We start from the raw sequence: 24,093 nt of genomic DNA, 5'->3' as shown, positions 1-24,093 counted from the left end.
GCGTCAGTCGCGCGGCTTCTCCTGCAACTCGTAGGACTCGATGACGTCATCGACCTTGATGTCGCTGTACGTCAGTGTGAGACCGCATTCGTAGCCTTCGCGAACCTCGGTGGCATCGTCCTTCTCCCGCTTGAGCGAGGCGATGGTGAGGTTCTCCGCGACGACCACGTTGTCACGCAGCAGACGTGCCTTGGCGTTGCGACGCACGATGCCCGACTGCACCAGACAGCCGGCGATGTTGCCGACCTTCGACGACTTGAAGATCGCGCGGATCTCGGCGCGGCCGAGCTCCACCTCTTCGTAGATCGGCTTGAGCATGCCCTTGAGCGCGCTCTCGATCTCGTCGATCGCCTGGTAGATCACCGAGTAGTACCGGATGTCGACACCCTCGCGGTTGGCCAGCTCGGTCGCCTTGCCCTCCGCTCGGACGTTGAATCCGATGATGATCGCGTCCGAGGCGGCCGCCAGGTTCACGTTGGTCTCGGTGACGCCACCGACACCGCGGTCGATGACCCGCAACGAGACCTCGTCGCCCATGTCGATCCCGAGCAGCGCCTCTTCGAGGGCCTCGACGGTACCGGAGTTGTCACCCTTGAGGATCAGGTTCAGCTGGCTGGTTTCCTTCAGCGCCGAATCGAGATCCTCGAGGCTGATCCGCTTGCGGCTGCGTGCGGCCAGCGCGTTGCGCTTGCGCGCATTGCGGCGGTCGGCGATCTGACGCGCGATGCGGTCTTCCTCGACGACGAGCAGGTTGTCACCGGCACCGGGCACCGAGGTGAAGCCGATGACCTGCACCGGCCGCGACGGCAGCGCCGCCTCGATGTCGTCACCGTGCTCGTCGACCATGCGACGCACACGACCGTAGGCGTCACCGGCAACGATCGAATCGCCGACGTGCAGCGTGCCGCGCTGAATGAGCACGGTCGCCACCGGTCCACGTCCGCGGTCGAGGTGGGCCTCGATGGCCACACCCTGTGCGTCCATGTCGGGGTTGGCCCGCAGGTCGAGCGACGCGTCCGCGGTCAACAGCACCGCTTCGAGCAGTTCGTCGATGTTGGTGCCCTGCTTGGCAGAGATGTCGACGAACATCGCCTCGCCGCCGTACTCCTCGGGGATCAGACCGTACTCGGTGAGCTGACCCCGGATCTTCTGCGGGTCGGCGCCTTCCTTGTCGATCTTGTTGACCGCCACCACGATCGGCACATCGGCCGCCTGCGCGTGGTTGATGGCCTCCACCGTCTGCGGCATGACGCCGTCGTCGGCCGCGACCACCAGGATCGCGATGTCGGTGGCCTTCGCACCGCGGGCACGCATGGCGGTGAACGCCTCGTGACCGGGGGTGTCGATGAAGGTGATCAACCGGTCGTCACCGTTGAGGTGCGTGTTGACCTGGTAGGCACCGATGTGCTGGGTGATGCCACCGGCCTCGCCCTCGCGGACGCTGGCATTACGGATCGTGTCGAGCAGTCGGGTCTTACCGTGATCGACGTGACCCATGACGGTCACCACCGGCGGACGCTGCTCGAGATCTTCCTCGTCGCCCTCGTCCTCGCCGTAGCTGAGGTCGAAGCTCTCGAGGAGTTCGCGATCCTCGTCCTCGGGGCTGACCACCTGGACGGTGTAGTTCATCTCCGAGCCGAGCAGCTCGAGCGTCTCGTCGTTGACCGACTCGGTCGCGGTGACCATCTCACCGAGATTGAACAGCGCCTGGACCAGCGAGGCCGGGTTGGCGTCGATCTTGTCGGCGAAGTCCGACAACGATGCGCCGCGGGCGAGCCGGATGGTCTCACCGTTGCCGCGCGGCAGCCGGACGCCTCCGACGGCCGGCGCCTGCATCGAGTCGTATTCCTGACGCTTCTGCCGCTTCGACTTGCGGCCCTTGCGTGGGGCACCACCGGGACGACCGAACGCACCCGCGGCACCGCCGCGGCCACGACCGCCGCCACCGGGACGACCGCGGAAACCGCCACCACCGGCGGGAGCACCACCGGGAGCGCCGCCGCCGCCGCGGTATCCACCGCCGCCGCCACCCCGGTTTCCACCGGGACCGCCACTACGACCACCCGGACGGGCGTCGGGACGGGCGGCGCGACTGGGCATCGCACCCGGATTCGGGCGCGGGGGCATGTTACCCGGGCTCGGACGGGGTCCGCCCTGGCCGGGAGCCGGACGCGGACCACCCTGACCGGGTCGGCCACCCTGGGCACCGGGGCGACCGCCACCGGGGCGGGGTCCGCCCTGGCCCGGGCCGGGACGACCGGCCGGGGGTCGGGGTGCCGGCGCGGGCGCCGACGAGTACGGGTTGTTGCCGACGCGCGGTGCACGCGGGCCCGGCTTCGGGCCACCGGGACGCGGTCCCGGTGTCGGTCCGCCCGGCTTCTGGGCCGGTGCGGGCTGCTGTGCGGGCGCGGAGCGCTCGGCGGCCGCAGGCGCCGGGGCTGCCGGCTTCGGGGCAGCGGGCGTCGCCGGTGCCTGAGCGGCGGCGGGCGTCGGAGCTGCCGGAGCCGGGGCCGCCGGTGCCGGGGATGATGCGGCCGGCTGCGGGGCCGGGCGAGTCTGCTCGGTACGGCTCGGGGGCTTCTGCTCCGCTGCCGGTGCCGGCTTGGGACCGCCGGGCTTGGGGCCCGGACGCGGACCTGCGCCGGGCTTGGGGGCGGAACCGTTGGTGCCGGGCTTGGGCGCCGACGAACCGCCGTCTTTGTTCGGGAATGATTCGCGGAGTCGACGGGCCACCGGGGCCTCGACGGTCGACGACGCGGATTTGACGAACTCGCCCTGTTCCTTGAGTCGCTCGAGCACCTGTTTGCTCGTCACGCCCAGTTCCTTGGCCAGTTCGTGCACGCGGGCCTTGCCTGCCACTGCTCTCCTCACTTGGAGGCCGAGCGGGCTGCCCGCTACGGCCTCGGATTACGTCCGATACGTGCTCATCGTGGTGACTTCACGGTGTGCTCATGTCTTCTGCTACCTGTTCCGGCCCGGTATCGGGCCTGCTGTCGTCCGTGGTCGGTGATGGTGCAGCTGCACCGATCACTTCTGCATCGAACACTTCTACGAGGTCGTCGGGGTTCACGACGAGACGCGACGCCCTCAGCGCCGGGGCGAACGCTCGCCGCCGCACCGCGGCGGACACACAGTCCTCCCGCGGATGCAACCACGCACCCCGTCCCGGCATGGTCTTCGCGAGATCGACGACGATCGTGGGTCCGTCGGCACCCTCTCGGGCGACGACGCGGACCAGTGCGGTGATGTCGGTACGAGACCGACATCCGATGCACATCCGAATCGGACGACCCCGACGGCCATCGTCGGGTGACGAGGTCGACGGCTTTCGCTGAACCATCGCTCAGTCTAGCGCTAGTGGCCGCGACTAGGACAATCGGCTGCTGCCGGGCGTGCCCGGGCCTGCAGCACGGGCGTCGTCTGCATCGGACCGGATGTCGATCCGCCATCCGGTCAGCCGTGCGGCGAGTCGGGCATTCTGTCCTTCTTTGCCGATGGCCAGCGACAACTGGTAATCCGGCACCACGACCCGGGCCGCCTTGGCGGCGAGGTCGACGACCTCGACGGACACAACCTTCGCCGGTGACAACGCATTCCCGACGAACACCGCCGGGTCGGTGTCGAAGTCGATGATGTCGATCTTCTCCCCCGCGAGCTCACTCATCACGTTGCGGACCCGCTGACCCATCGGCCCGATGCACGCCCCCTTGGCATTGAGGCCGCTGACACCGGTGTGCACGGCGATCTTCGATCGGTGTCCGGCCTCCCGGGCCACCGCCACGATCTCCACCGATCCGTCCTCGATCTCCGGGACCTCCAGGGAGAACAGCTTGCGCACGAGATTGGGATGGGTGCGCGACAGGGTGATCTGCGGTCCGCGCTGTCCACGGCTGACGCCGACCACGTAGCACTTGATGCGGTCGCCGTGGGTGTAGGTCTCGCCGGGGACCTGCTCGGCCGACGGGATGATGCCCTCGGTGGCATTGGCCTCGTTGCCGATCTGCACCACGACCATGCCGCGGGCGTTCGCGCGGGCATCCTGCTGCACGACGCCACCGACGATCTCACCCTCGTGGGCGACGAGATCGCCGAAGCTCTTCTCGTTCTCCGCGTCACGCAGCCGTTGCAGGATCACCTGCCGGGCGGTGGTCGCCGCGATTCGCCCGAACCCCTCCGGGGTGTCGTCGTATTCGTGGACGACCTCACCGTGCTCGTCGAGTTCTTGCGCCATCACCCGGACCGCGCCGGTCTTGCGGTTCACGTCGATCCGCGCGTGCGGGGCGAACCCGTCGGTGTGGCGGTAGGCGGTCAACAGTGCCGTCTCGATCGCGGTGATCACCGTGTCGATCGGGATGCCCTTGTCGGACTCGATCATCCGCAGGGCGTTGATGTCGATGTTCATTGCTCGTGGACTCCTATTCACTTGTCGGCGTATTCACTTGTCGCATGGTCGTTCTCGATGCCCGGCCCTGCACGGGTCGGCGCATCTCACCGTCGTGCGCATCTCTCACAATTCTGCGGTACCGGGGTCGCGACGGCGCGCGATCTCCGCGTCGTCGAGTCCGCACCGGGTCAGTTCGGCGACGCTCGGACGGGAGAAGTCGACCTCGACGACGGCACGGTCGACGGCGTCGAGCCGGACGGACTCCACGGCGATCCGTCCGCGGTGATTGACGACGATCTCGACGGTCTCGCCGTCGACGGCGCCGATGCGGCCGACGATCGACGCGCCGTCGACGCCTCTGATCGCGACCTTGCGGCCACGCGCGCGCCGCCAGTGCCGCGGCAGGGTGAGCGGCCGGCCGACGCCGGGCGAGGTGACCTCGAGCGTGTACGGGGCGTCGGAGAGATCGTCATGGGTGTCGAGCGCGTCGGAGATGTCACGGGTCAACTCACCGAGCAGGTCGAGGTCGGTGCCGTCGTCGGAGTCCACGATCACCCGGATCTCGTCGGTGCCCGCGGAGGTCGAGACGATCACGTCCTCGAGGTCGAGTCCGCGATCGGTGACGAACTCACCGACGAGTTCGCGGACCCTCGTCCGGTCGATGGTCACCGTGGTCTCCCTCGTCTTCAGTTGTCCGGTTCACCCGTGGCACGCAGCCCGTGTGGCTGCGTCGGCGCCCGTCCATCGTAGAGGACGCCTCCGGGCCCGACGAAGTGCGCGCGGACGGGCGTGCCGTGATCGCCGTCCCACCGCACCCGACTGGCATCATGTGTCGGGTGAGTCTCCCGCACCCCGGTGAACCGGCCGGCCGGTCCGCCGGCGTATCCCGTCGAACTCTGCTGCGGGGCAGCGCCGTCGCCGGCATCGGGATGGTCACGGTCACCGTGGCCGCGGGGTGCGATCGCGGACCGGATCCCGCCGAGACCACCGCACAGGCACTGCTGCCTCTCGCACGCTCGGCGCTGGCCGACGCGGCCGCGGCGCGGGCCCTCGCCCCGCAGGTGACCGACTATTCGGCGGCCCTCGGCGTAATCGCCGAGCAGCGGGCCCAACACGCCCAGGCGTTACGCGAGGAGATCACCCGACTCGATCAGACACTCACGGACCAGATCGAACCGTCGGGTACCGCCACGTCGAGTGCCGCACCGCCCGGGACGCCCACCCAGGCGGCGAACTCGCTGGAAGGGCTGCGCTCGTCACTGAACTCCTCGGCGAAGGCGGCACGAGCGGCGGCCATCGCGCTGTCGGGGTATTCGGCCGGCCTCGCCGGGGCCGTCGGCGCCTCGACGACAACTCTCGTGGAGGTCCAACTGGCATGAGTCCCACCACCGACTCCCTGACCGACGCCGCAGACGCCGAGAACGCGGCGATCTTCACCTACGGCGTCCTCACCGCGTTCGTCTCGGCGACCCGCCGCTCGACGGTCGAGGACAATCTCACCGCACACCGCGCCGCCCGCGACGCCGTCAACGACGCCATCACCAAAGCCGGTGGTACGCCACCGGAACCGGCTGCGGGCTACACCCTGCCGCTGACCGTGAACGATCCGGTGAGTGCCGCCAAGGCGGCGCTGGCCGCCGAGGTCGACTGCACCGTCGCCTATCGCTCGGTGCTCGAGAAGGCCGAATCCGGTTCTGCCCGCACCCTCGGTGTCGACCAGCTCACCGGGTCGGCGTTACGCGCCGCCGATTGGCGAATCGCCTTGGGCGACAAGCCCACCACCGTGGCCTTCCCCGGGCAGCGCTGACCCGCGTCCGACGCGGACTCACCCACCGCACGCGCGCGGGCGGGCCGGCGCTCTCAGCCGCGGACGGTGGCGGTGATGGCGTCGGCCGCGTCGGCCACCGCCACCTCGACGGACTCCCCGGAGAAGCGGTCACGTACCTCGACGACCCCGTTGGTGTACCCGCGTCCGACGACGACGACCGTCGGCATCCCCAACAATTCGGCGTCCTTGAACTTGACCCCCGGTGAGGCCTTGCGATCGTCGAGCAACACTTCGAGGCCCGCGGCGTCGAGCTCGGCGGCCAGTGCCTGTGCACCGTCGATCGCCGCCTGATCCTTGTTCGCGATGACCAGGTGCACGTCGAACGGTGTGACCGCCCGCGGCCACCGCAACCCCTTGTCGTCATGCCATTGCTCGGCGAGCACCGCGACGAGCCGTGACACACCGACACCGTAGGACCCCATCGTCAGGCGTACGGGCTTGCCGTTCTCGCCGAGGACGTCGACCTCGAAGGCATTGGTGTACTTCTGGCCGAGCTGGAAGATGTGGCCGATCTCGATACCCTTGGCACTCACCAGCTCGCCCTTGCCGTCCGGCGACGGATCACCGTCACGCACCTCGGCGGCCTCGATGGTTCCGTCCGGCGTGAAATCTCGACCGGCCACCAAGCCCACCACATGATGGTTCGGTTCGTCGGCTCCGGTGATCCACGACGATCCGTCGCCGATGCGCGGATCGACGAGGAAGCGAACCCCGTTGGCCGCCAATCCCTTCGGCCCGATGTATCCCTTGGTGAGGAACGGGTTGGCGGCGAAGTCGGCATCGGTGAGCAACTCGACCTCGGCGGGCTCCAGCGAGGCCTCGAGGCGCTTGAAGTCGACCTCCCGATCCCCGGGAACCCCCACACCGAGAAGCTCCCAGTCGCCCCCGGGTTCGCGGACCTTGACCATCACGTTCTTGAGGGTGTCCGCGGCGGTGAAGGCGCCCTCGAGGTTGGCGTTGGCCCACGCCACCAGGGTGTCGATGGTCGGGGTGTCGGGCGTGCGGTACACCTTTGCCGGTGGCAGCCCGTCGAACGGGATAGGTTGCGCCGCAGGCGTGATGACTGCCTCGACATTGGCGGCGTAGCCCGATTCCAGGCATCGGACGAAGGTGTCCTCACCGACCTCGCTCTCGGCGAGGAACTCCTCGGACGCGCTGCCGCCCATCGCGCCGGAGGTGGCGGCGACGATCACATAGCGCACCCCGAGACGCGCGAAGATCTTCTGATAGGCCTCACGGTGGGCGTGATAGCTGGTCTTGAGCCCGTCGTCGTCGAGGTCGAACGAGTAGGAGTCCTTCATCACGAACTCGCGGCCGCGGAGAATCCCCGCACGCGGCCGCTCCTCGTCGCGGTATTTGGTCTGGATCTGATAGAGGATGACCGGCAGATCCTTGTAGGAGGAGTACTCCCCCTTGACCAGCTGGGTGAAGAGTTCCTCGTGGGTCGGCCCGAGCAGCATGTCGGCGCCCTTGCGGTCCTTGAGGCGGAACAGCGCGTCGCCGTACTCGGTCCAGCGGCCGGTCTCCTCGTAGGGGTCACGCGGCAGCAGCGCGGGCAGCAGGATCTCCTGCGCACCGATGTTGTTCATCTCGTCGCGCACCACCTGCTCGACGGCTTTGAGCACCCGGAGTCCCAGCGGCAGCCAGCTGTAGACGCCGGGTGCTGCGCGCCGCACGTAGCCGGCGCGGACCAGCAGCTTGTGGCTGGGGACCTCGGCGTCGGCCGGGTCGTCGCGCAGCGTCCGCAGGAACAGATTCGACATGCGAGTGATCACGGGGGAAAAGTCTAGTCGGGCCCGCGACCCGGTTTCCCCGGCCCGTCCGGCACGGTCGATACAGTGTTGCGGTGCTTGTCCTCCTGCCGCCCTCCGAGACGAAATCCGATGGTGGCGACGGTCCACCGCTGAACCTCGACGCCCTGTGGTTCACCGAGCTCACCCCCATCCGCAAGCGCCTCGCGGACATTCTCGTCGAGCTGTCCGCCGACCTCGACGCGAGCCGCGACGCCCTAGGCCTGGGTAAGACCCAGCTCTCCGAGGTCGACCGCAACGCCGATCTGTGGCACTCGCCGACGCGCCCGGCCATCGAGCGCTACACCGGCGTCCTCTACGACGCACTCGATCACCGTGGGCTGACGCGCGCGGGCAAGGCCAAGGCCGCCGACCGGCTCGCGATCGGTTCGGCACTGTTCGGCGTCGTGCGCTCGACCGATCCGATCCCGGCCTACCGACTCTCCGGGGGCTCGAAGCTCCCCGGACTCCCGACGTTGGCGTCAGTGTGGAAGCCGGAGCTCTCCCGCGCCCTCGACACCGTCGACGACCTCGTCGTCGACCTACGATCGGGGATTTATCAGCAACTCGGCCCGGTGTCCGGGGCGATCACCGCGACGGTGATGACCGAGGCCGCTGATGGCAGCCGAAAAGTGGTGAGCCACTTCAACAAACACTACAAAGGCCTGATCGCCCGCGAATTGGTGCGCACGCGTCGCACGGTGCGTGACGTCAATGCGCTCGCCGCGGTTCTCGCCGACGCGGGGCAGCGTGTGGAGATCGCGCGAGCCGACGAGATCGTGGTGATCACGGACCAGGGCCCACATTTGCGTTAACGTTTGCCATGTTAACTATAGTGGCGGTCATGTCCGAGCCGATGTTCGTGTGCAATATCGATCCGCGCACCCGCGACATGCGCGACGAACCGTTCGCGCACGAGAACCTCGACGCCTTCGTGCAGCGGTGGCCGGGTATCGACGTCGCCGTGTCCCCCGATACCGTCACCTTCGACCCGACCCCGGGTCCGGAATGCGCAGAGACCGTCCTCGACGTGTTGACCACCGTGGGTGGGACCGCTCTCGGCGCACATCTGCCCACGGCGATCAGTTGCGATCGCGCGTGGCTGGGTGCCGATCATCCGCCCATGACCACCCTCGTCCTGGTCCGCGATGCCGACGAGATCCGCGACGCGTTGACGATGGACGCGGTGCATCCGGGCATCTACGACGGCCCGCGCTCGAGCCTGCGGATGGTGCGTCGATGGTCCGACGAGCACGTCGCGACCGCGCTGGGCGGCAATGTCTTCCTCAGGATCGACGGGGAGCACGTTCACGTCGCGGGCCGATGGTTCGAGACGACGCCACAGATCTTCACCGGAGGCGCGCTGCACGACGTCGATGGTGTGCGCACGAGGACCGCACGCTGGGGTGCGTCCCCGACCGAGTTGCGGGCCGGCCTGACCTACGCCGCCGACGGGTGGGTGATGCACCCCGAACTGTCGCGATTGCGCCTGGTCGGTCACGGGGTCGAACTGATCGTCACCGGACCGCAAAAGATCTCGGTGCGCCCGGCGCACTGACGAACACCGCTACGACTGCCTCGAACTCACGTCGTTGACGTCGAGGGTGGCGTTGGCGGCTTCCTGCGCCGCCTGCCCCTCGGCGACCTCCTCGGGGGTGAACCGCATGAACAGCACGACGACGGCCGCAATGACCGCTATCCCCGCGCAGCACGCGAATCCCAGCCCGTAGCCGTCGGCCTGAGCGGCGAGTTGGGTGGCGTTCATCGTTTCCACCGGTGCGGTGGTGCCGCCCTGCGAGAGCGCGCGCGAGGTGACCATCGCACCGACCACCACGAGCCCGACGGCACCGCCGAGATTCTGGGCGACCTGCGCGAGTGCGGTGAGCGGGCCGATCTCGGTCGGCTCGACCCCGGCGATCACCGACAGGGTCAGCGGGATGACGGCGAGGCCGACACCGAAGCCGATCACCACGACCGGAATCGCGATGCTCGGGAAGTAGCCGGGCATCTCGGTGGCGATCGACGACGCGTACAGGCAACCGGCGAGGATGATGGCGCCACCGACGAGCACCAGCCAGCGCGGCTGGACCATCAGGGCGAGTTTGGAGGCGATCGCCGCGGCCACCCCGAGGCCCACCGCGAACGGCACCACCGCCAGACCGCTCTGGATGGGCGTGTACTTGAGGATTCCCTGCAGGTACAGCGAGATGAACACCGCCATGCACATCATGATCATGCTGGCCAGCAGGATCGCACCGAGCGCCGCGACCCGACTGCGGTTGTCGAACAGTCGCAGCGGCAGAATCGGATTCGCCGCGCGGCGCTCCCAGACGATGAAGGCGACCAACGCCAGCCCACCCAGGATGAACGACCCGACCACGATGGGCCTGTCCCACCCGTTCGGGCCGTCGCTGACCGCGAGCACCAGCAAGGTGCAGCCCAGCGTGGCCAACACCGCACCGGGAACGTCGAGGGGCATCCGCTCCCCCTGCGACTCACGCAGGGCGAACAGCGCGCCCACCACCACCGCGAGTCCGATCGGCACATTGATCAGGAACACCAGGCGCCAGGAGATCTGGGTCAGTACACCGCCCAGGATGAGTCCGGCGACCGACCCCACGCCGGTCATCGCGGCGTAGATGGCAAAGGCCTGGCTCCGCGGCTTCCCGGGTGCGAAGGTCGTGGCGACCAACGCCATGGCGGTCGGTGCGGCGATGGCCGCCGAGGCCCCCTGCAGCGCGCGGCCGATGACCAGGCTCTCCTCGTTCCAGGCCAACCCGCACAGCAGGGAGGTCGCGGTGAACGCGGCCACGCCCAGGATGAACATCCGTTTGCGGCCGAAGGCGTCGCCGAGACGGCCACCGAGCAGCATCAGCCCGCCGAAGGCCAGCACGTAGCTGGTGATGACCCAGTTCGCCGACGACTCGCTCAGGGAGAGGCTGTCGCGGATGCGCGGCAGGGCAAGCGCGGCGACGGTGCCGTCGAGCACCATCAACAACTGCATCCCCGACAGCACCAGGATCGCCAGACCGAACACCGGCCGGTACTGATCCGACGGCGCCATGGTGGCATCGCTCGACGCCGAGAATGTCGACATACCGGTCGACGCTACCGCTGACGGGCTCGACTATGCCAATCCCCGTTGACGTATCGGTGTCTGCCGGGTGGCACAGGGACGTACCCGGTGGCGGTATGTCAGGCGAACCCGAGCACATCATCGGCGTCGGTGAAGCCCGCGACGTCGCCGATGACGACGATCGCCGGCGGGCGTAGACCCTCACTCTGCGCGGTCTGCGCGGCGTGCGCGAGATCGGTGCGGAGCACGCGTTGGGTGGGCAGCGAACCGTTCTCGATCATCGCAACCGGGGTGTCGGCGGGACGTCCACCGGACAGCAGCGCCTGCGCGAATTTCTCCACCCGCTCCACCGCCATCATCAGCACGAGCGTGCCGCGCAGTCGTGCCAGCGCCGACCAATCGGTCAGCGAGTCGGGGTGATCGGGTGCCACATGCCCCGACACGATGACCACCTCGTGCGTCACACCGCGATGGGTCACCGGGATACCCGCGGCCGACGGCACCGAGATGGGACTCGCGATGCCCGGGACCACCGTCACCGGGACACCTGCGGCCACACACGCCTGCAATTCCTCGAAGCCGCGACCGTAGACGTAGGGATCGCCGCCTTTGAACCGGACGACGAACTTGCCCTCCTTGGCCTTGGCGATGAGGACGTCGTTGATGGCTTCCTGCTTCATCGCCCGTCCGTACGGAACCTTCGCGGCGTCGATGATCTCGACCTGCGGCCCCAGTGCCGCAAGCAGTTCCGGCGGTGCGAGTCGATCTGCGACCACGACGTCGGCGGCCATCAACAACCGCAGTCCGCGGACCGTGATGAGGTCGGGGTCGCCGGGCCCGCCACCAACCAGTGCCACACCGGGCGGGTGCGGTGGCTCCTCGACCCGGAGATCACCGTCGGCCAGCGCCGTACTGATCGCCGCTCGCAGTGCCGCCGACAACTTGTGGTCGCCGCCGGCGAGAACCCCGAACTGGATGTCCCGGTGCCGCCCGGAAGCCGGGGTCACCGCGGTGCCGAACCGGGCGTCGTCGGCGCGCACGCAGAACGTGTGCCGACGCTCCGCCTCGGCGACCACCGCGGCGTTCACCTCGGGGTCATCGGTGCAGGCCATCGCATACCAGGCGCCGTCGAGGTCACCGTCGGCATAGGCGCGATGGTGCAGGGTGATGCCACCGAAGGATTCGACGGCGGGTGTCGGCTCGAGAGCCACCACGTGCACCTGCGCCCCCGCCGCCACCAGGTTCGGTAGGCGTCGCTGGGCGACCGATCCCCCGCCGACCACGACGACCTTGCGGCCCATCAGGTCCAGGCCCGACAGATAGTGCGGATGGCCCGATCCGGGGTGCGCGGCGGCTGACATGAGAAGAACCGTACCGACTGCGCGGCGATCGGCAGCGCTCAGACCGCTCCGTGCGCGAGAAGTACTCGCCCGGCGCCGTCGGACTCGCCGATCACCCGGTGGGATCGGTCACAGGGGAAGTTCGCCGGTTCGACGAATGTGTGCCCACACATCGGCGGCCGGCACACCGAGTCGGTGCGCCGACGCCTCGAGCAGCGCTCCGAGCAACACCGAACTGCAGTACTCCCCCGCCGCCGGATCGGCGGCATGGGCCCGGATCTCGTTCCACCACGTCGGATTGTGGCTCGCGGCGGCCTCGGCCATCGCGATGGCCGCCTCGAAGCCGTCGGGTACGTCGGGCGCCGACGGCGCCGAGTCGCACGAGCCGCAACACTGTCCGCAGCCATCGCCGGTGTCGGCCAACAGGTTCCGCGGGTTGTCGATCACCGTCATGCGCCGGCCCTGGCCTTGCGCTCCTCGCGTTCGAGCGCTCGTTCGCGGGCGCGCTCGAACTTCTCGACCTTGACGTTCATCTCCTGGAGATAGTCGGCGAGCTTGTCGCGATACATCTGGCCGAGTGGGCCGAAGTCGTCGCGCTCGAAGATGCGCCACTTGCGCAGCACCGGCATCACCACCTCCGAAAGGTGTTGCGGGAGATCGTAGATACCGCCCTTGGCGATCAGGACGGCGTTGCGTCGGAAGTTCGGCATGGTGGCGCCGGGCATCTGGAAGTTCGACACGATGCCGTAGATCGCACACATCGCCTGATCGGGGACGAGGTCGAGCGCGCCGGCGACGATGTTGCGGTAGAAGAGCATGTGCAGGTTCTCGTCGGCGGCCACGCGCGCCAGCATGCGATCGGCGATCGGGTCACCGCAGGCCTTGCCGGTGTTGCGATGGCTCACCCGGGTCGCGAGTTCCTGGAAGCTGACGTAGCTGACCGCGAAGAGCATGTCGAAGCTGTGGTCGCGCTGACCGTCGTCCTCGGGCAGCGGATTGAATCCGTGCGTCATGTGCTGCATGCGGGTCTCTTCGAGTTCCACGGGATCCACGCCGCGCGTGACGACGAGATAGTCACGCATCACCGTTGAATGCCGCATCTCCTCGGCGGTCCAACGCCCCACCCAGAAACCCCACGCATCGTCGAGGGTGAAGTTCTCGGCGATCACCCGGTGATAGGACGGCAGGTTGTCCTCGGTGAGCAGGTTGGTGATCATCGCGGCCTTGGCCACCTCGGACAGCTTGGACTGTTCGGGGTCCCAGTCGAGGCCACCGAGGGCGGCGAAGTTGCGACCGTCGTCCCACGGCACGTAGTCGTGCGGATGCCAGTCCTTGGTCATCTTCATATGACGCTCGACCTCTGCCTCACAGACCGGCAGCAGTTCGCGCAGCAGGTCCGACCCGGTCATCCCGGTGTCGCTCGCGGATCCGATCAGGGTTGTCACTTCGCAGCTCCTAAGTTGGCGATTTGCGTACCCGTGGGTTCCACTCTTGCGAAACCTCACCAGTCCCACCTGAGCCGAAGGTCCCGGATGAGTGGGGACCGACGTCGCGTTCTGCGGCGTCGGTTGCGGTAATTTCGAGTCATGGCCACAGACCCGCGCCCATCCCAGGCCACCCCCGCCGCACCGCCGGCCGCGCCACCGACACCGACGCCGACACCCCAGACCCCGACCGCCGCGGAGCCATCCGAGGCCGGTCCCGAACACCCCGTGCGGGTGTTCCTCGTCGACGACCACGAGCTCGTCCGGCGCGGACTGCGCGATCTCCTCGGCACCGCCGAGGACATCGAGGTGGTCGGTGAGGCGGCGACGGTCGCCGAGGCGCGGGTCGGCATCCTCGCCGCCCGACCCGACGTCGCCGTCCTCGACGTCCGGCTGCCCGACGGCAACGGGGTGGAGCTCTGTCGTGATGTGCGCGCAGTCGATCCGTCGGTGCGTTGTCTGATGCTGACGAGCTACGCCGACGACGACGCGTTGCTCGCGGCGGTGCTCGCCGGCGCATCGGGTTTCGTTCTCAAACAGATCCTCGGCCGCAACCTGGTGGCCGCGGTTCGCACCGTCGGTCGCGGCGGGTCGCTGCTCGACGACCGCAGCACCGCCGCCCTGCTGGCCAAGCTCCGGGACGGCAAGTCGCAGGCCGACCCGCTCGCGGAGTTGACCCATCAGGAACGCGAGGTCTTCAATCTGATCGGCGACGGCCTGACCAACCGGCAGATCGCGCAGAAGATGTTCCTCGCGGAGAAGACGATCAAGAACTACGTCTCGCGCATCCTGGCCAAGCTCGACATGCAGCGCCGCACCCAGGTCGCGGTGATGGCCACCAAGATCCGCGACGGCAAGGCCTGAGGCGCCCGCAGCCGCCTCAGGCCGGGGTCAGCGGCACCGACCAGGTCAGTGTCGTGCCACCGTGGCCGTGGGAGGTTCCGCCCCGGGTGTCGATGTCGAAGGTCCCGTCACATTCCTCGGCGCGACGGGTGAGATTGGCCAGTCCGCGATAGGTGACCGACTTGTCGATGCCCACACCGTCGTCGCTGATCTCCACGCGCAGGACGTCGTCGGCGCTGACCGACACCGAGATGTGTTCGGCGCCGGAGTGCCGCAACGCATTCGACAATCCCTCACGCAGCACCGCGTCGATGTGCGGACCAAGCGTGTCGGGCACGACGGTGTCGACCGGTCCGACGAATTGCACACTCGGGGCGATCGGCGCATGGGCCGACAACTCGGAGACGATGTCGAGTACGCGCCGGCGCAGCGTCGAGGTGTCGTGGTGACCGGAGACGGTCTGCAGGTCGAAGATCGACGTGCGGATCTGCGCGATGGTCCGGTCGAGGTCGGTCATCACCTGCTCGAGGCGGTTGCTGACCGAGTCGTCGACGGAGCAGGCCCCGTTCTCCCGGGCTGCCTGCAGGGTCTGCACGGACATGCCGATGGCGAAGAGCCGCTGGATGACGTGATCGTGGAGGTCGCGTGCGATCCGGTGGCGGTCTTCGAGAACCTCGAGGTCGCGTGCCATCTGCTGCTGTTCGGCGTACACGACGGCCAGGGAGACGATCTCGGCGACACCGGCGAGACCCGAGATCTCCTCTTCCTCCCAGAACGGCTTGCGTTCGGAGGTGATGACCACCCACCCGAAGGTCCCCGAGGCCCGGTGCAACGGCTGCAGCGTCACCCATCGAGCACCCCGGGCGGCCAGGTCCGGGCCCACCTCGTCGGCGGGTAGCACCGTCATCTCCGACGAGGACGGCACCTTCAGCACGCTCGGATCGAGTCCGGTGCGGGTGGCGCCCTCCACCGCCAGTTCGCCTTCCTCGTCGGTGATCAGGTACACGTCGACGGCACCGACGAGTTCACGCACATCCGAGCACATCCGGGACAGGGTGTCCGACAACGCGATTCCGGCGAGCGGCTCGGATCCGCGTCGCACCAGGATCTGCATCCACCGGTGTCGGGTGCGGGCGCGCTCGAACAGTTGCGCGTTGTCGACGGCGATCCCGGCTGCCACCGCGAGGACCGCGACGAGTGTCTCGTCGAGTTCGGAGAACCCTGCGCCGCCTCGTTTCTCGGTCAGATAGATCCGACCGTAGATGGACCCGCGGATGATCACCGGGGCGCCGAGGAAGGTGGTCATCGGCGGATGGTGCGGCGGGAATCCCACCGACGCAGGGTGTTTGGCGAGGTCGGGGACTCGCAGCACGTGCGGATCGTCCATCAGCACCCCGAGCACGCCGCGGCCGACCGGCAACGCCCCCATCAGCGCCCGTTGTTGCGGCGTGATCCCGGTCCAGACGAACTCGCTGAGGCCGCCGTCGGGGCCCCGGACACCGAGGGCACCGTATTGGGCGTCGACCACGCCCACGGCGACCTCGACGATCCGTTGCAGCGCATGGTCGAGTTCGAGCCCCTGCCCGACGAGGAGCACCGCCTCGAGCAGATCCCGCAGGATGTCGGGGTTGTCGACGCCGTGCGACGCGAGTGCGTCGAGGGCCTTGGTCACCTCATGGGCCGGCATGGCTGCTCTCCTCTCGTCGTCGGGTCGCGATGTGCGGCTCACGGGGCCGGATTGCCGCAGGTGTGTTCGGCGAGACCCGCTGTGTTGCGCGACGTTCGGCGGCCCGAACGAACCGGAGGATCGCGCGCGGCACCGCCACCGGATGCACGTGTAGATACGACGCGTGGACCGAACCCGCCCCGATGCCGTCGGTGGCCGGCCGCGCCGTGCCGTCACGCCACGCCCAGGCAGGTTGTGCCGCAACGAGTTCGACAGTCGATCGATGGAACTCGTGGCCGGTCACCCGACTGCCCGCCGGGTACAACACCGAGTCGGCGACGGCGACAGCGTCACGGTAGCCGAGGGTAAGGCGCGGACCGAACCGCCCGACACCGTCGATCACCCCGGCCATCGGATGTCCATCGAGTTCGCGACACAGATAGAGCAGTCCGGCGCATTCGGCGTGGATCGGCGCACCGGACCGGGCGAGCTCATTGATGTCCTCGCGCAGAGGTGCGTTCGACGACAACTCTGCGGCGTGTTCCTCGGGGAATCCACCGCCGAGGACGACGCCGGCGGTTCCGTCGGGGAGCCGGTCGATCAGTGGGTCGATGTCGATGGTCTCGGCGCCTGCGGCCCGCAGCATCTCCGCGTGTTCGGCGTAGCCGAAGGTGAATGCCGCACCGGCGGCGACCGCGATGATCGGCTTGGCCGCGGGCGGATCGGTGGGGCCGCGGACCTCGGCGAGCGTGTCGTCGGGTGACCACGCCGGCGCCGACTGTGCGGTGCGGGTACGTGCGGCGGCGACGATCGCGGGAACGTCCAGACCCGCCGACACGGTCGCGGTCATCGCCGCCACCGCGGCGACCGCGTCGGCGCTGCGTTCGGCGGCCGGGATGAGGCCGAGATGCCGTGAGGGCACCGTGAGGCTCGGATCACGGTGCAGCACACCGAAGACCGGAAGTCCCACGCGACGACACGCCTGGCGGAGCACCGCCTCGTGCCGGGGAGAGCCGACCCGATTGAGGATGACCCCGGCAATCCGGGCTGTCGGCGAGAAGCCGAGGAAGCCGTGTAACAGTGCGGCCAGCGACTGGCTGTGTCCGGCGGCGTCGACCACCAGGATGATCGGGGCGCCGATCAGTGCGGCGACATGCGCGGTGGAGCCGATGCCGTTCGGGTCGGCGCCATCGGGATCACCCCCGACACGGTCACCACCGTCGGGGTCGTGGGTTCCGTCGGCACCGATGCCGGTGATGCGGCCGTCGAACAGGCCCATCACCCCCTCGACGACGGCGATGTCGGCACCCCGGGTACCCCAGGAGAACAGCGGTGCGATGAGGTCGGCGCCGACGAGGTTTGGGTCGAGGTTGCGTCCGGTTCGGCCGGCGGCCACGGCATGGTAGCCGGGGTCGATGTAGTCGGGGCCGACCTTGAACGGCGCGACGCGGTGCCCGGCGGCCCGCAGCGCCCCGATCAGGCCGGTGGTCACCGTGGTCTTGCCGCTACCCGAGGCGGGCGCGGCGATCACCACGGTGGGGATCGAGGATGGACCGGTCACCATTCGATGCCCTTCTGCCCCTTGCGTCCGGCATCCATGGGGTGGGCGATCTTGTGCATCTCGGTGACCAGGTCGGCGGAGTCGATGAGCGCTTGTGGCGCGCGGCGGCCGGTGATCACGACGTGCTGGCGGCCGGGCCGCTCCCTCAGCGCCGTCACGACGTCGTCGGTGTCGATCCACCCCCAGTGCAACGGGTAGGTGAACTCGTCGAGGACGTAGAAGTCGTGTTCGGCAGCGGCGAGTCGGCGTGCGATCTCCGCCCACCCCGCGCGGGCGGCCTCGGCGTGATCCTCGGCGGCGTCGGTGTTGGCGCGCAGCCACGACCACCCCTGGCCCATCTTGTGCCACTCGACGGGCCCGCCCTGCCCGGTGGACTCATGGATGTCGCCGAGCGCGGTCAGCGCCGACTCCTCGCCGACCCGCCATTTGGCACTCTTGACGAACTGGAACACCGCCACCCGCATGCCGGCATTCCATGCGCGCATCGCCATCCCGAATGCCGCCGTCGACTTGCCCTTGCCATCGCCGGTGTGCACGGCCAGGACCGGCATGTTCCGTCGCTGCCGGGTGGTGAGCCCGTCGTCGGGTATCGCGGTGGGGACGCCTTGCGGCACGTGCTTCCTCCTTGTTCGCCGATCGAATCCGGTTGTCCGTCCAGGGTGTCACGTCCGGCGCGGCGATGTGGCCGTGCGGTCAGGCGGCGGGCGGTCAGGCGGCGGGCGGACCGATCCGCGCCGCCGATGCCGTGTTCGGGCGCACCGATCGGCCGAGGGCCGCCACACCCAGCTCGTCCATCGGGATCAGATCGGCGCGCAGGTGGGCGGCGAGATCGGCGGCCAGGCCCAGTCGCACCATTCCCTGCTCGCAGTCGACGACGACACCGTCGATCCCCCGCCGTCCGATCGACGCGGCCGCGGCACGCGCGCGTGCCGCGGCGTCCGGCCCGGCGGTGGCGCGCCCGTCGGTCAGGACCACGAGCAGCGGACGGCGCTGGGGTTCGATGCGACGGCCTCGGGCGATCAGCTCCTCGGCGGCCAGCAAACCCTCGGCCAGCGGGGTCCGTCCTCCGGTCCGGACCGACGACAAACGGCGCACGGCGATGTCGACCGACTTGGTCGGCGGGACGACCAGTTCGGCGCGGGCACCGCGGGCGACGATCACCGCCACCCGATCCCGTCGGGTGTAGGAGTCGCGCAGCAGATCCACACACAACTCGCTGACCAAGCCGAGCCTGCGGCGAGCGGTCATCGACCCACTGAGGTCGACGACGAAGACGACGAGGTTGCTCTCCTGCCCGATCCGATGGGCACCGCGCAGGTCCTCTCGACGCACTCGCACACGTCCGTCCTCCTCGGCCCCCCGCCCGGCGGCACTCAGGACCGTGCCGAACAGGTGGACCGGCGTCTCGGCACCGAATTCCGTTGCGGCGACGGTGTATCCGCGGCGGCTACGGGCCGCCGAGCGCCGGCCCGGCTCGCCGTCGCCGATCCCGTCGACGGTGAGTCTGCGCATGCGCGGCGTGGTCGTCGAGTCGGTCGGCGCTCCGAAGACACCGCCCGGCCGCGGCCCCGGGGCGGGCGGACCCGAGGCGTCGGATTCAGGCTCGCCGGGGGCGGAACCGTCGGGCCCCGAATCACCGGCCGCCGAAGCGTCGGGCCCCGAATCACCGGGTGCCGAATCGTCACTCGACGCAGATGATTCGCCGGGGTCGGGTGTCGACCCGTCCGGTCCATCGGCATTCGGCCCGGCCCCGTCCAACCCACCCCCATCCGGGGGTTCCGGGGGCTCGTCGGGGCCTGCCGCTTCGTCACCGGCCGCGAGTGCGTCGGCGAGCTCCTGATCGCCCAGGCCCGACTCGTCGAACGGGTTACGCCGACGCCGGTGCGGGAGTGCGAGTTCGACCGCCACACGGACATCCTCGGCGTCGACCTCGGATGCGCCGCGCAACGCGGCGTGGGCCGTTGCCGTGCGCGCAACCACGATGTCGCCGCGTAGTCCGTCGACCTGCAGGTGCGCACAGATGCCGGCGATCCGCCGCAGCTGTGCGGTCGGCAGCTCCACGTCGTCGACCAGGCGTCGGGCGTGGGAGATCTGTTGTGCCAGTTCGCCTTCGGCATCTGAATAGGCGGCCGCGAATGCAGTGGGGTCGGCGTCGAACGCCATCCGCCGACGAACGATCTCGACCCGTTCGTCCACATCACGACCCGCGCTCACGTCGACCGCAAGTCCGAACCGGTCCAGCAACTGCGGGCGGAGTTCGCCCTCCTCGGGGTTCATCGTGCCCACGAGGACGAAGTCGGCGGACTGGGTGTGCGAGACGCCGTCGCGCTCGATCGTGACCCGACCACTCGCAGCCGCGTCGAGCAACACGTCGACGAGATGATCGGCAAGCAGGTTGACCTCGTCGATGTAGAGCACACCGCCGTCGGCACGTGCGAGCAGCCCTGGCGTGAACTCGGCCTGGCCGTCGCGCAGCACCCGCGTCAGATCCAGCGACCCGATCACCCTGTCCTCGGTGGCCCCGATCGGCAACTCGACGACCCGACCCGCCGAATCGGCCCGTCCCTCGCCGATCAGGGGTCCGAGTCCGCGCACGATGGTGGATTTCGCGGTGCCCTTCTCCCCGCGGATCAGCACACCCCCGATGCCCGGCGAGACGGCACTGAGGATGAGTGCCAGTTTGAGCCGCTCCTGCCCCACCACCGCGGTGAAGGGGTAGCGGATCACCGGACCGGACGACGGATCGGCGGCGACGAGGGACTCCGGGCTCACCGTCTCCGCACTCACCGATTGCTCCCGGTGACCCGGATCATCGACACGTGCGGGATGCCGTCCTCGAGGTACTCGTCGCTGTCGGCGCGGAAGCCGAACGCCGCGTACATCTGGGCCAGATAGGTCTGGGCCTCGATGCGGCACACGTGATCGCCGACCTCCTCGAGGGCCACCGACAACAGGCGTGCGGCCAGTCCCTCCCCCCGATGGGATCGCTCGGTGCAGACCCGGCCGATCCGGAACTCCGGCCGACCGTCGGCGTCGGACCCGTCCTGCATCAGCCGCAGCGTCGCGGCCACCGTGTCGGCGCTCGCCTCGTCATCGGGGACACACCAGAAGTGGCGTGTCGACGGCTCGAGGTCACGACCGTCGAGTTCCGGATACGGGCATGCCTGCTCGACCACGAACACGTCGACCCGCAATCTCAGGATGCGGTAGAGCGTGGCGGCGTCGAGGTCGGCGGCCGATCGGGACTGCAGGCGGTAGGTACGCGGGCTCGATGACGTCATGATGTCGCCAACTATCTCAGACCGCCGTGGGGTCGGTCACCCCGCAGTGGTGGCCACCGGGTCGTCGCCGGTGATCAGCGGTGCGTTGCCGGACAGTTGCAGGCTCGCGCTGGTCCAGTCCCACACCTGCCGGAACAGGTCACGGTTGTCGGAGAGCTTCTGGCCGAACGACGGGATCATCTCGGTGAGCTTCGGTGTCCACGACCGGTACTCGGTCGGGAAGCACTGCTCGAGGACGTTGAGCATCGCGGGCACCGCGGTCGACGCACCGGGCGACGCACCGAGCAGACCCGCGATCGTGCCGTCACCGGCGGCGACGACGGCCGTGCCGAACTCCAGCGAGCCTCCCGCACCCGTCTTGCGGATCACCTGGACGCGCTGACCGGCGGTGATCAGCTCCCAGTCCGATCCGAGCGCGCGCGGGACGAACTCCTGCAGCGTCTTGACCCGATCGGCCGGGCTCGCAGCCAGTTCGCTGATCAGGTACTTGAGCAGCCCGAACTCCTTGGGCGCGATGGACATCATCGGGATCAGGTTGCCCGGCTTGACCGACGCGGGCAGATCGGTGATCTTGCCGCTCTTGAGGAACTTGGGCGACCATCCCGCGTACGGGCCGAACAACAGCCCCTTCTTGTGGTTGATGACGCGGGTGTCGAGGTGCGGCACCGACATCGGGGGTGCACCGACCGCCGCCTGGCCGTACACCTTGGCCTGGTGCTGGTCGATGAGATCCGGGTTGGTGCACCGGAAGAACTCACCCGAGACCGGGAAGCCGCCGAATCCCTTGGCCTCGGCGATCCCCGACTTCTGCAGCAGGTGCAGCGCCCCGCCGCCGGCCCCGACGAACACGAACTTCGCATGCACCGACCACTTCTCGCCGGTGCGGCGGTTCTTGAGCTTGACGATCCAGCTGCCGTCGGACTGCTTGTCGAGGTTGGTCACCGCGTGCCCGAAGTGGATGTCCCCGCCCTGACTCACGAAGTTCAGCAACTGCTGGGTCAGCGCGCCGAAGTCGACGTCGGTGCCGTCGGTGAACCAGTTGAGTGCGACCGGATCGGAGAAATCGCGCCCGATGGACATCAGCGGCAGCCGTTTGGTGAATTCGCTGGGGTCGTCGATGAACTCCATTCCCTCGAACAGCACCTGGCTCGAGAGCCGCTCGTGACGCTTGCGCAGGTAGTCCACACCGGCCTGGCCATGGGCGAAGCTCACATGCGGGATGGGATTGATGAACTCGTCGGGCGAGGTGAGGATGCCGTTGTCGACGGCGTGCGACCAGAACTGGCGGGAGACCTGGAACTGCTCGTTGATGTTGAGCGCCTTGTCGATGTTGACATCGCCGTCGGCGGTCTTGGGGGTGTAGTTCAACTCGCACAGCGCCGAGTGGCCGGTGCCCGCGTTGTTCCACGGGTCGCTGCTCTCCGCGGCAGCGGCGTCGAGCCGCTCGAACAGACTGATCGACCAACTGGGTTCGAGCTGGCGCAACAGCGCGCCGAGCGTCGCACTCATGATGCCCGCGCCCACCAACGCCACATCCGTCTTGATCACCGTTTGAGACACCTGGACCCCAATTCACGCAGCCGGGACGACCCTCGCCCTCTCTCGTGACAGCCATTGTCCCCCATCGGTGACGCCCCGCCACAAGCACTCCGCGCAACTGTGGGCTGGGCGACATCGACGAGCACCTCCCACCAGCGGCCTAGAGTGGATTCGTGACGTCTTCCCGCGCCCGCACCGACAGCGCCGATCAGCTCACCGCACCGCAGTCCACTCCCCAGAAGTCGGCCCCACCCAGGTCCACCCCGCCGAAGTCCACCACCACCGAAGCCCCCGAGTGGCAGCCCGACCGGTTCCTCGACCGGTACGAGGTGGCGACCATCGCGCTGGGGCCCGATCCCGACGACGAGGATCCGATCACCGCGACGCTCGTGCGACGCCCTGCTGCCGAGCGCCACGCCGAGCACGGCGCGGTGCTCTACATCCACGGGTTCACCGACTACTTCTTCCACGAGCCGCTCGCCGACCACTTCGCCAACCTCGGTTATGCGTTCCATGCGATCGATCTGCGCAAGTGCGGCCGGTCGCTCGAGTCGCACCACACACCGCACTACGCCACCGATCTGCGGGTCTACGACGAGGAACTCAATGCGGCGATCGACCTCATCGTCGCCGAGCTCGGCGCCGACACACCGATCATCATCGGCGCGCATTCCACCGGCGGACTGATCGCCGCGATGTGGCTGGATCGATTGCGGCGCAACGACTCAGCGCGCCACCGTCGCATCGCCGGACTGATGTTGAACAGCCCGTGGCTGGATCTGCAGGGCGAGGCACTACTGCGCACATATCCGGTGAGCATGCTGATCAAGGCCGTCGCCGCCGTCCGGCCGAAAACCGTGATTCCGCAAGAACTCTCGGCCGCGTACGGCGAGAGCCTGCACGACAGTGCCAACGGTGAGTGGAGTTACGACCTCGAGCGCAAGCCCATGGGCGGCTTCCCGGTCACCTTCGGTTTCCTCAACGCGGTACGCACCGCGCAGCGCCGGCTGCACCACGGCATCGACGTCGGCGTACCGACGCTCGTCCTACGTTCGGACAAAACGCATTTCAGTCGTAGCTACTCGACGGCGATCGATGCCGCCGACGCCGTCCTCGACGTCACCCAGATCGCCGCATGGAGCGGATCACTGGGCAACCGGGTGACGACCATCCCCATCACCGACGCCCGACACGACGTCTTCCTGTCGGTCGCCCACTCGCGCGAGCAGGCCTACCGGGAGGTCGACACCTGGCTCGCGAGGACACTCAACGTTGCCACGACCACGAAAGGACGGTGACCG

21 protein-coding genes are annotated in these 24,093 nt (G+C 68.7%); 6 read left to right on the top strand and 15 right to left on the bottom strand.

Annotated features, from left to right (window positions below; translation table 11 throughout):
* Positions 1 to 3: 3 nt before the first annotated feature.
* The 4 genes from infB to rimP form a co-directional block, all read right to left on the bottom strand.
* On the bottom strand, positions 4 to 2,859 hold the full coding sequence (gene infB, locus AC5ZH6_RS10930; RefSeq protein ID WP_020171519.1) for a translation initiation factor IF-2: 2,856 nt from the start codon (positions 2,857 to 2,859) through the stop codon (positions 4 to 6).
* A 79-nt stretch (positions 2,860 to 2,938) separates the two neighbouring features.
* On the bottom strand, positions 2,939 to 3,340 hold the full coding sequence (locus AC5ZH6_RS10925; RefSeq protein WP_014359783.1) for a YlxR family protein: 402 nt from the start codon (positions 3,338 to 3,340) through the stop codon (positions 2,939 to 2,941).
* Between the two features lie 27 nt (positions 3,341 to 3,367).
* Complete coding sequence (gene nusA, locus AC5ZH6_RS10920; RefSeq protein WP_006371363.1) at positions 3,368 to 4,402, bottom strand: transcription termination factor NusA; 1,035 nt, start codon at positions 4,400 to 4,402, stop codon at positions 3,368 to 3,370.
* Positions 4,403 to 4,507: 105 nt separating this feature from the next.
* Positions 4,508 to 5,053 (bottom strand): ribosome maturation factor RimP, encoded by a 546-nt coding sequence (gene rimP / locus AC5ZH6_RS10915; protein ID WP_288337314.1) that lies wholly within the window; start codon positions 5,051 to 5,053, stop codon positions 4,508 to 4,510.
* 158 nt (positions 5,054 to 5,211) lie between these two features.
* On the opposite strand from rimP, the gene AC5ZH6_RS10910 reads away from it, so the two are divergent.
* Together AC5ZH6_RS10910 and AC5ZH6_RS10905 are read left to right on the top strand one after the other, a co-directional pair.
* The gene (locus AC5ZH6_RS10910; RefSeq protein ID WP_249155073.1) at positions 5,212 to 5,763 is read left to right on the top strand and encodes a hypothetical protein; all 552 of its coding nucleotides are present in this window, start codon (positions 5,212 to 5,214) and stop codon (positions 5,761 to 5,763) included.
* Positions 5,760 to 6,191 carry a ferritin-like domain-containing protein gene (locus tag AC5ZH6_RS10905; RefSeq protein WP_211545157.1) on the top strand — a complete coding sequence of 144 codons (432 nt, stop codon included), beginning with the start codon at positions 5,760 to 5,762 and terminating at the stop codon, positions 6,189 to 6,191. The genes AC5ZH6_RS10910 and AC5ZH6_RS10905 overlap by 4 nt, the downstream gene beginning before the upstream one ends.
* Positions 6,192 to 6,244: 53 nt before the next feature.
* Here AC5ZH6_RS10905 and AC5ZH6_RS10900 read toward each other — a convergent pair whose 3' ends face one another.
* On the bottom strand, positions 6,245 to 7,975 hold the full coding sequence (locus AC5ZH6_RS10900) for a proline--tRNA ligase (protein ID WP_006371359.1): 1,731 nt from the start codon (positions 7,973 to 7,975) through the stop codon (positions 6,245 to 6,247).
* A gap of 83 nt (positions 7,976 to 8,058) precedes the next feature.
* Between AC5ZH6_RS10900 and yaaA the strand changes: the two genes are divergently transcribed.
* Entirely contained in the window at positions 8,059 to 8,817 is a 759-nt protein-coding gene (gene yaaA / locus AC5ZH6_RS10895) for a peroxide stress protein YaaA (protein ID WP_006371358.1), read from the top strand.
* Between the two features lie 29 nt (positions 8,818 to 8,846).
* A complete protein-coding gene (locus tag AC5ZH6_RS10890) occupies positions 8,847 to 9,560 on the top strand; it encodes a hypothetical protein (RefSeq protein WP_231386681.1) in 714 nt (237 codons plus the stop codon).
* 9 nt (positions 9,561 to 9,569) lie between these two features.
* On the opposite strand, the gene AC5ZH6_RS10885 is transcribed toward AC5ZH6_RS10890, so the two are convergent.
* The 4 genes from AC5ZH6_RS10885 to AC5ZH6_RS10870 all read right to left on the bottom strand — a co-directional run bounded on the left by AC5ZH6_RS10885 (position 9,570) and on the right by AC5ZH6_RS10870 (position 13,863).
* Positions 9,570 to 11,099, bottom strand: a complete 1,530-nt coding sequence (locus AC5ZH6_RS10885; protein ID WP_014359776.1) for a DHA2 family efflux MFS transporter permease subunit — start codon at positions 11,097 to 11,099, stop codon at positions 9,570 to 9,572.
* Positions 11,100 to 11,197: 98 nt separating this feature from the next.
* Positions 11,198 to 12,439 carry a uroporphyrinogen-III C-methyltransferase gene (gene cobA / locus AC5ZH6_RS10880; RefSeq protein WP_014359775.1) on the bottom strand — a complete coding sequence of 414 codons (1,242 nt, stop codon included), beginning with the start codon at positions 12,437 to 12,439 and terminating at the stop codon, positions 11,198 to 11,200.
* 108 nt (positions 12,440 to 12,547) lie between these two features.
* Positions 12,548 to 12,871 carry a hypothetical protein gene (locus tag AC5ZH6_RS10875; RefSeq protein WP_006371354.1) on the bottom strand — a complete coding sequence of 108 codons (324 nt, stop codon included), beginning with the start codon at positions 12,869 to 12,871 and terminating at the stop codon, positions 12,548 to 12,550.
* On the bottom strand, positions 12,868 to 13,863 hold the full coding sequence (locus tag AC5ZH6_RS10870) for an acyl-ACP desaturase (RefSeq protein WP_006371353.1): 996 nt from the start codon (positions 13,861 to 13,863) through the stop codon (positions 12,868 to 12,870). Before AC5ZH6_RS10870 ends, AC5ZH6_RS10875 begins: the two co-directional genes overlap by 4 nt.
* Before the next feature lie 141 nt (positions 13,864 to 14,004).
* Here AC5ZH6_RS10870 and AC5ZH6_RS10865 point away from each other — a divergent pair, with 141 nt between their 5' ends.
* Positions 14,005 to 14,766 (top strand): response regulator, encoded by a 762-nt coding sequence (locus AC5ZH6_RS10865; RefSeq protein WP_020171524.1) that lies wholly within the window; start codon positions 14,005 to 14,007, stop codon positions 14,764 to 14,766.
* 16 nt (positions 14,767 to 14,782) lie between these two features.
* Here AC5ZH6_RS10865 and AC5ZH6_RS10860 read toward each other — a convergent pair whose 3' ends face one another.
* From AC5ZH6_RS10860 to mqo, 6 genes are all read right to left on the bottom strand, one after another.
* Positions 14,783 to 16,432 carry a GAF domain-containing sensor histidine kinase gene (locus AC5ZH6_RS10860; protein ID WP_006371351.1) on the bottom strand — a complete coding sequence of 550 codons (1,650 nt, stop codon included), beginning with the start codon at positions 16,430 to 16,432 and terminating at the stop codon, positions 14,783 to 14,785.
* Entirely contained in the window at positions 16,419 to 17,975 is a 1,557-nt protein-coding gene (locus tag AC5ZH6_RS10855; RefSeq protein WP_211545160.1) for a cobyrinic acid a,c-diamide synthase CobB, read from the bottom strand. Before AC5ZH6_RS10855 ends, AC5ZH6_RS10860 begins: the two co-directional genes overlap by 14 nt.
* Positions 17,969 to 18,586, bottom strand: a complete 618-nt coding sequence (gene cobO / locus AC5ZH6_RS10850) for a cob(I)yrinic acid a,c-diamide adenosyltransferase (protein ID WP_020171526.1) — start codon at positions 18,584 to 18,586, stop codon at positions 17,969 to 17,971. The genes AC5ZH6_RS10855 and cobO overlap by 7 nt, the downstream gene beginning before the upstream one ends.
* Positions 18,587 to 18,680: 94 nt before the next feature.
* Positions 18,681 to 20,744 (bottom strand): VWA domain-containing protein, encoded by a 2,064-nt coding sequence (locus tag AC5ZH6_RS10845; protein ID WP_211545380.1) that lies wholly within the window; start codon positions 20,742 to 20,744, stop codon positions 18,681 to 18,683.
* Between the two features lie 11 nt (positions 20,745 to 20,755).
* Complete coding sequence (locus tag AC5ZH6_RS10840) at positions 20,756 to 21,253, bottom strand: GNAT family N-acetyltransferase (protein WP_006371347.1); 498 nt, start codon at positions 21,251 to 21,253, stop codon at positions 20,756 to 20,758.
* A 36-nt stretch (positions 21,254 to 21,289) separates the two neighbouring features.
* Positions 21,290 to 22,813 (bottom strand): malate dehydrogenase (quinone), encoded by a 1,524-nt coding sequence (gene mqo / locus AC5ZH6_RS10835; protein WP_006371346.1) that lies wholly within the window; start codon positions 22,811 to 22,813, stop codon positions 21,290 to 21,292.
* Positions 22,814 to 22,965: 152 nt separating this feature from the next.
* On the opposite strand from mqo, the gene AC5ZH6_RS10830 reads away from it, so the two are divergent.
* Positions 22,966 to 24,090, top strand: a complete 1,125-nt coding sequence (locus AC5ZH6_RS10830; protein ID WP_020171528.1) for an alpha/beta hydrolase — start codon at positions 22,966 to 22,968, stop codon at positions 24,088 to 24,090.
* Positions 24,091 to 24,093 lie beyond the last annotated feature (3 nt).

Source organism: Gordonia sp. YC-XJ4 (genome assembly GCF_059511865.1).
This window is presented reverse-complemented; position numbering and strand designations above follow the sequence as displayed.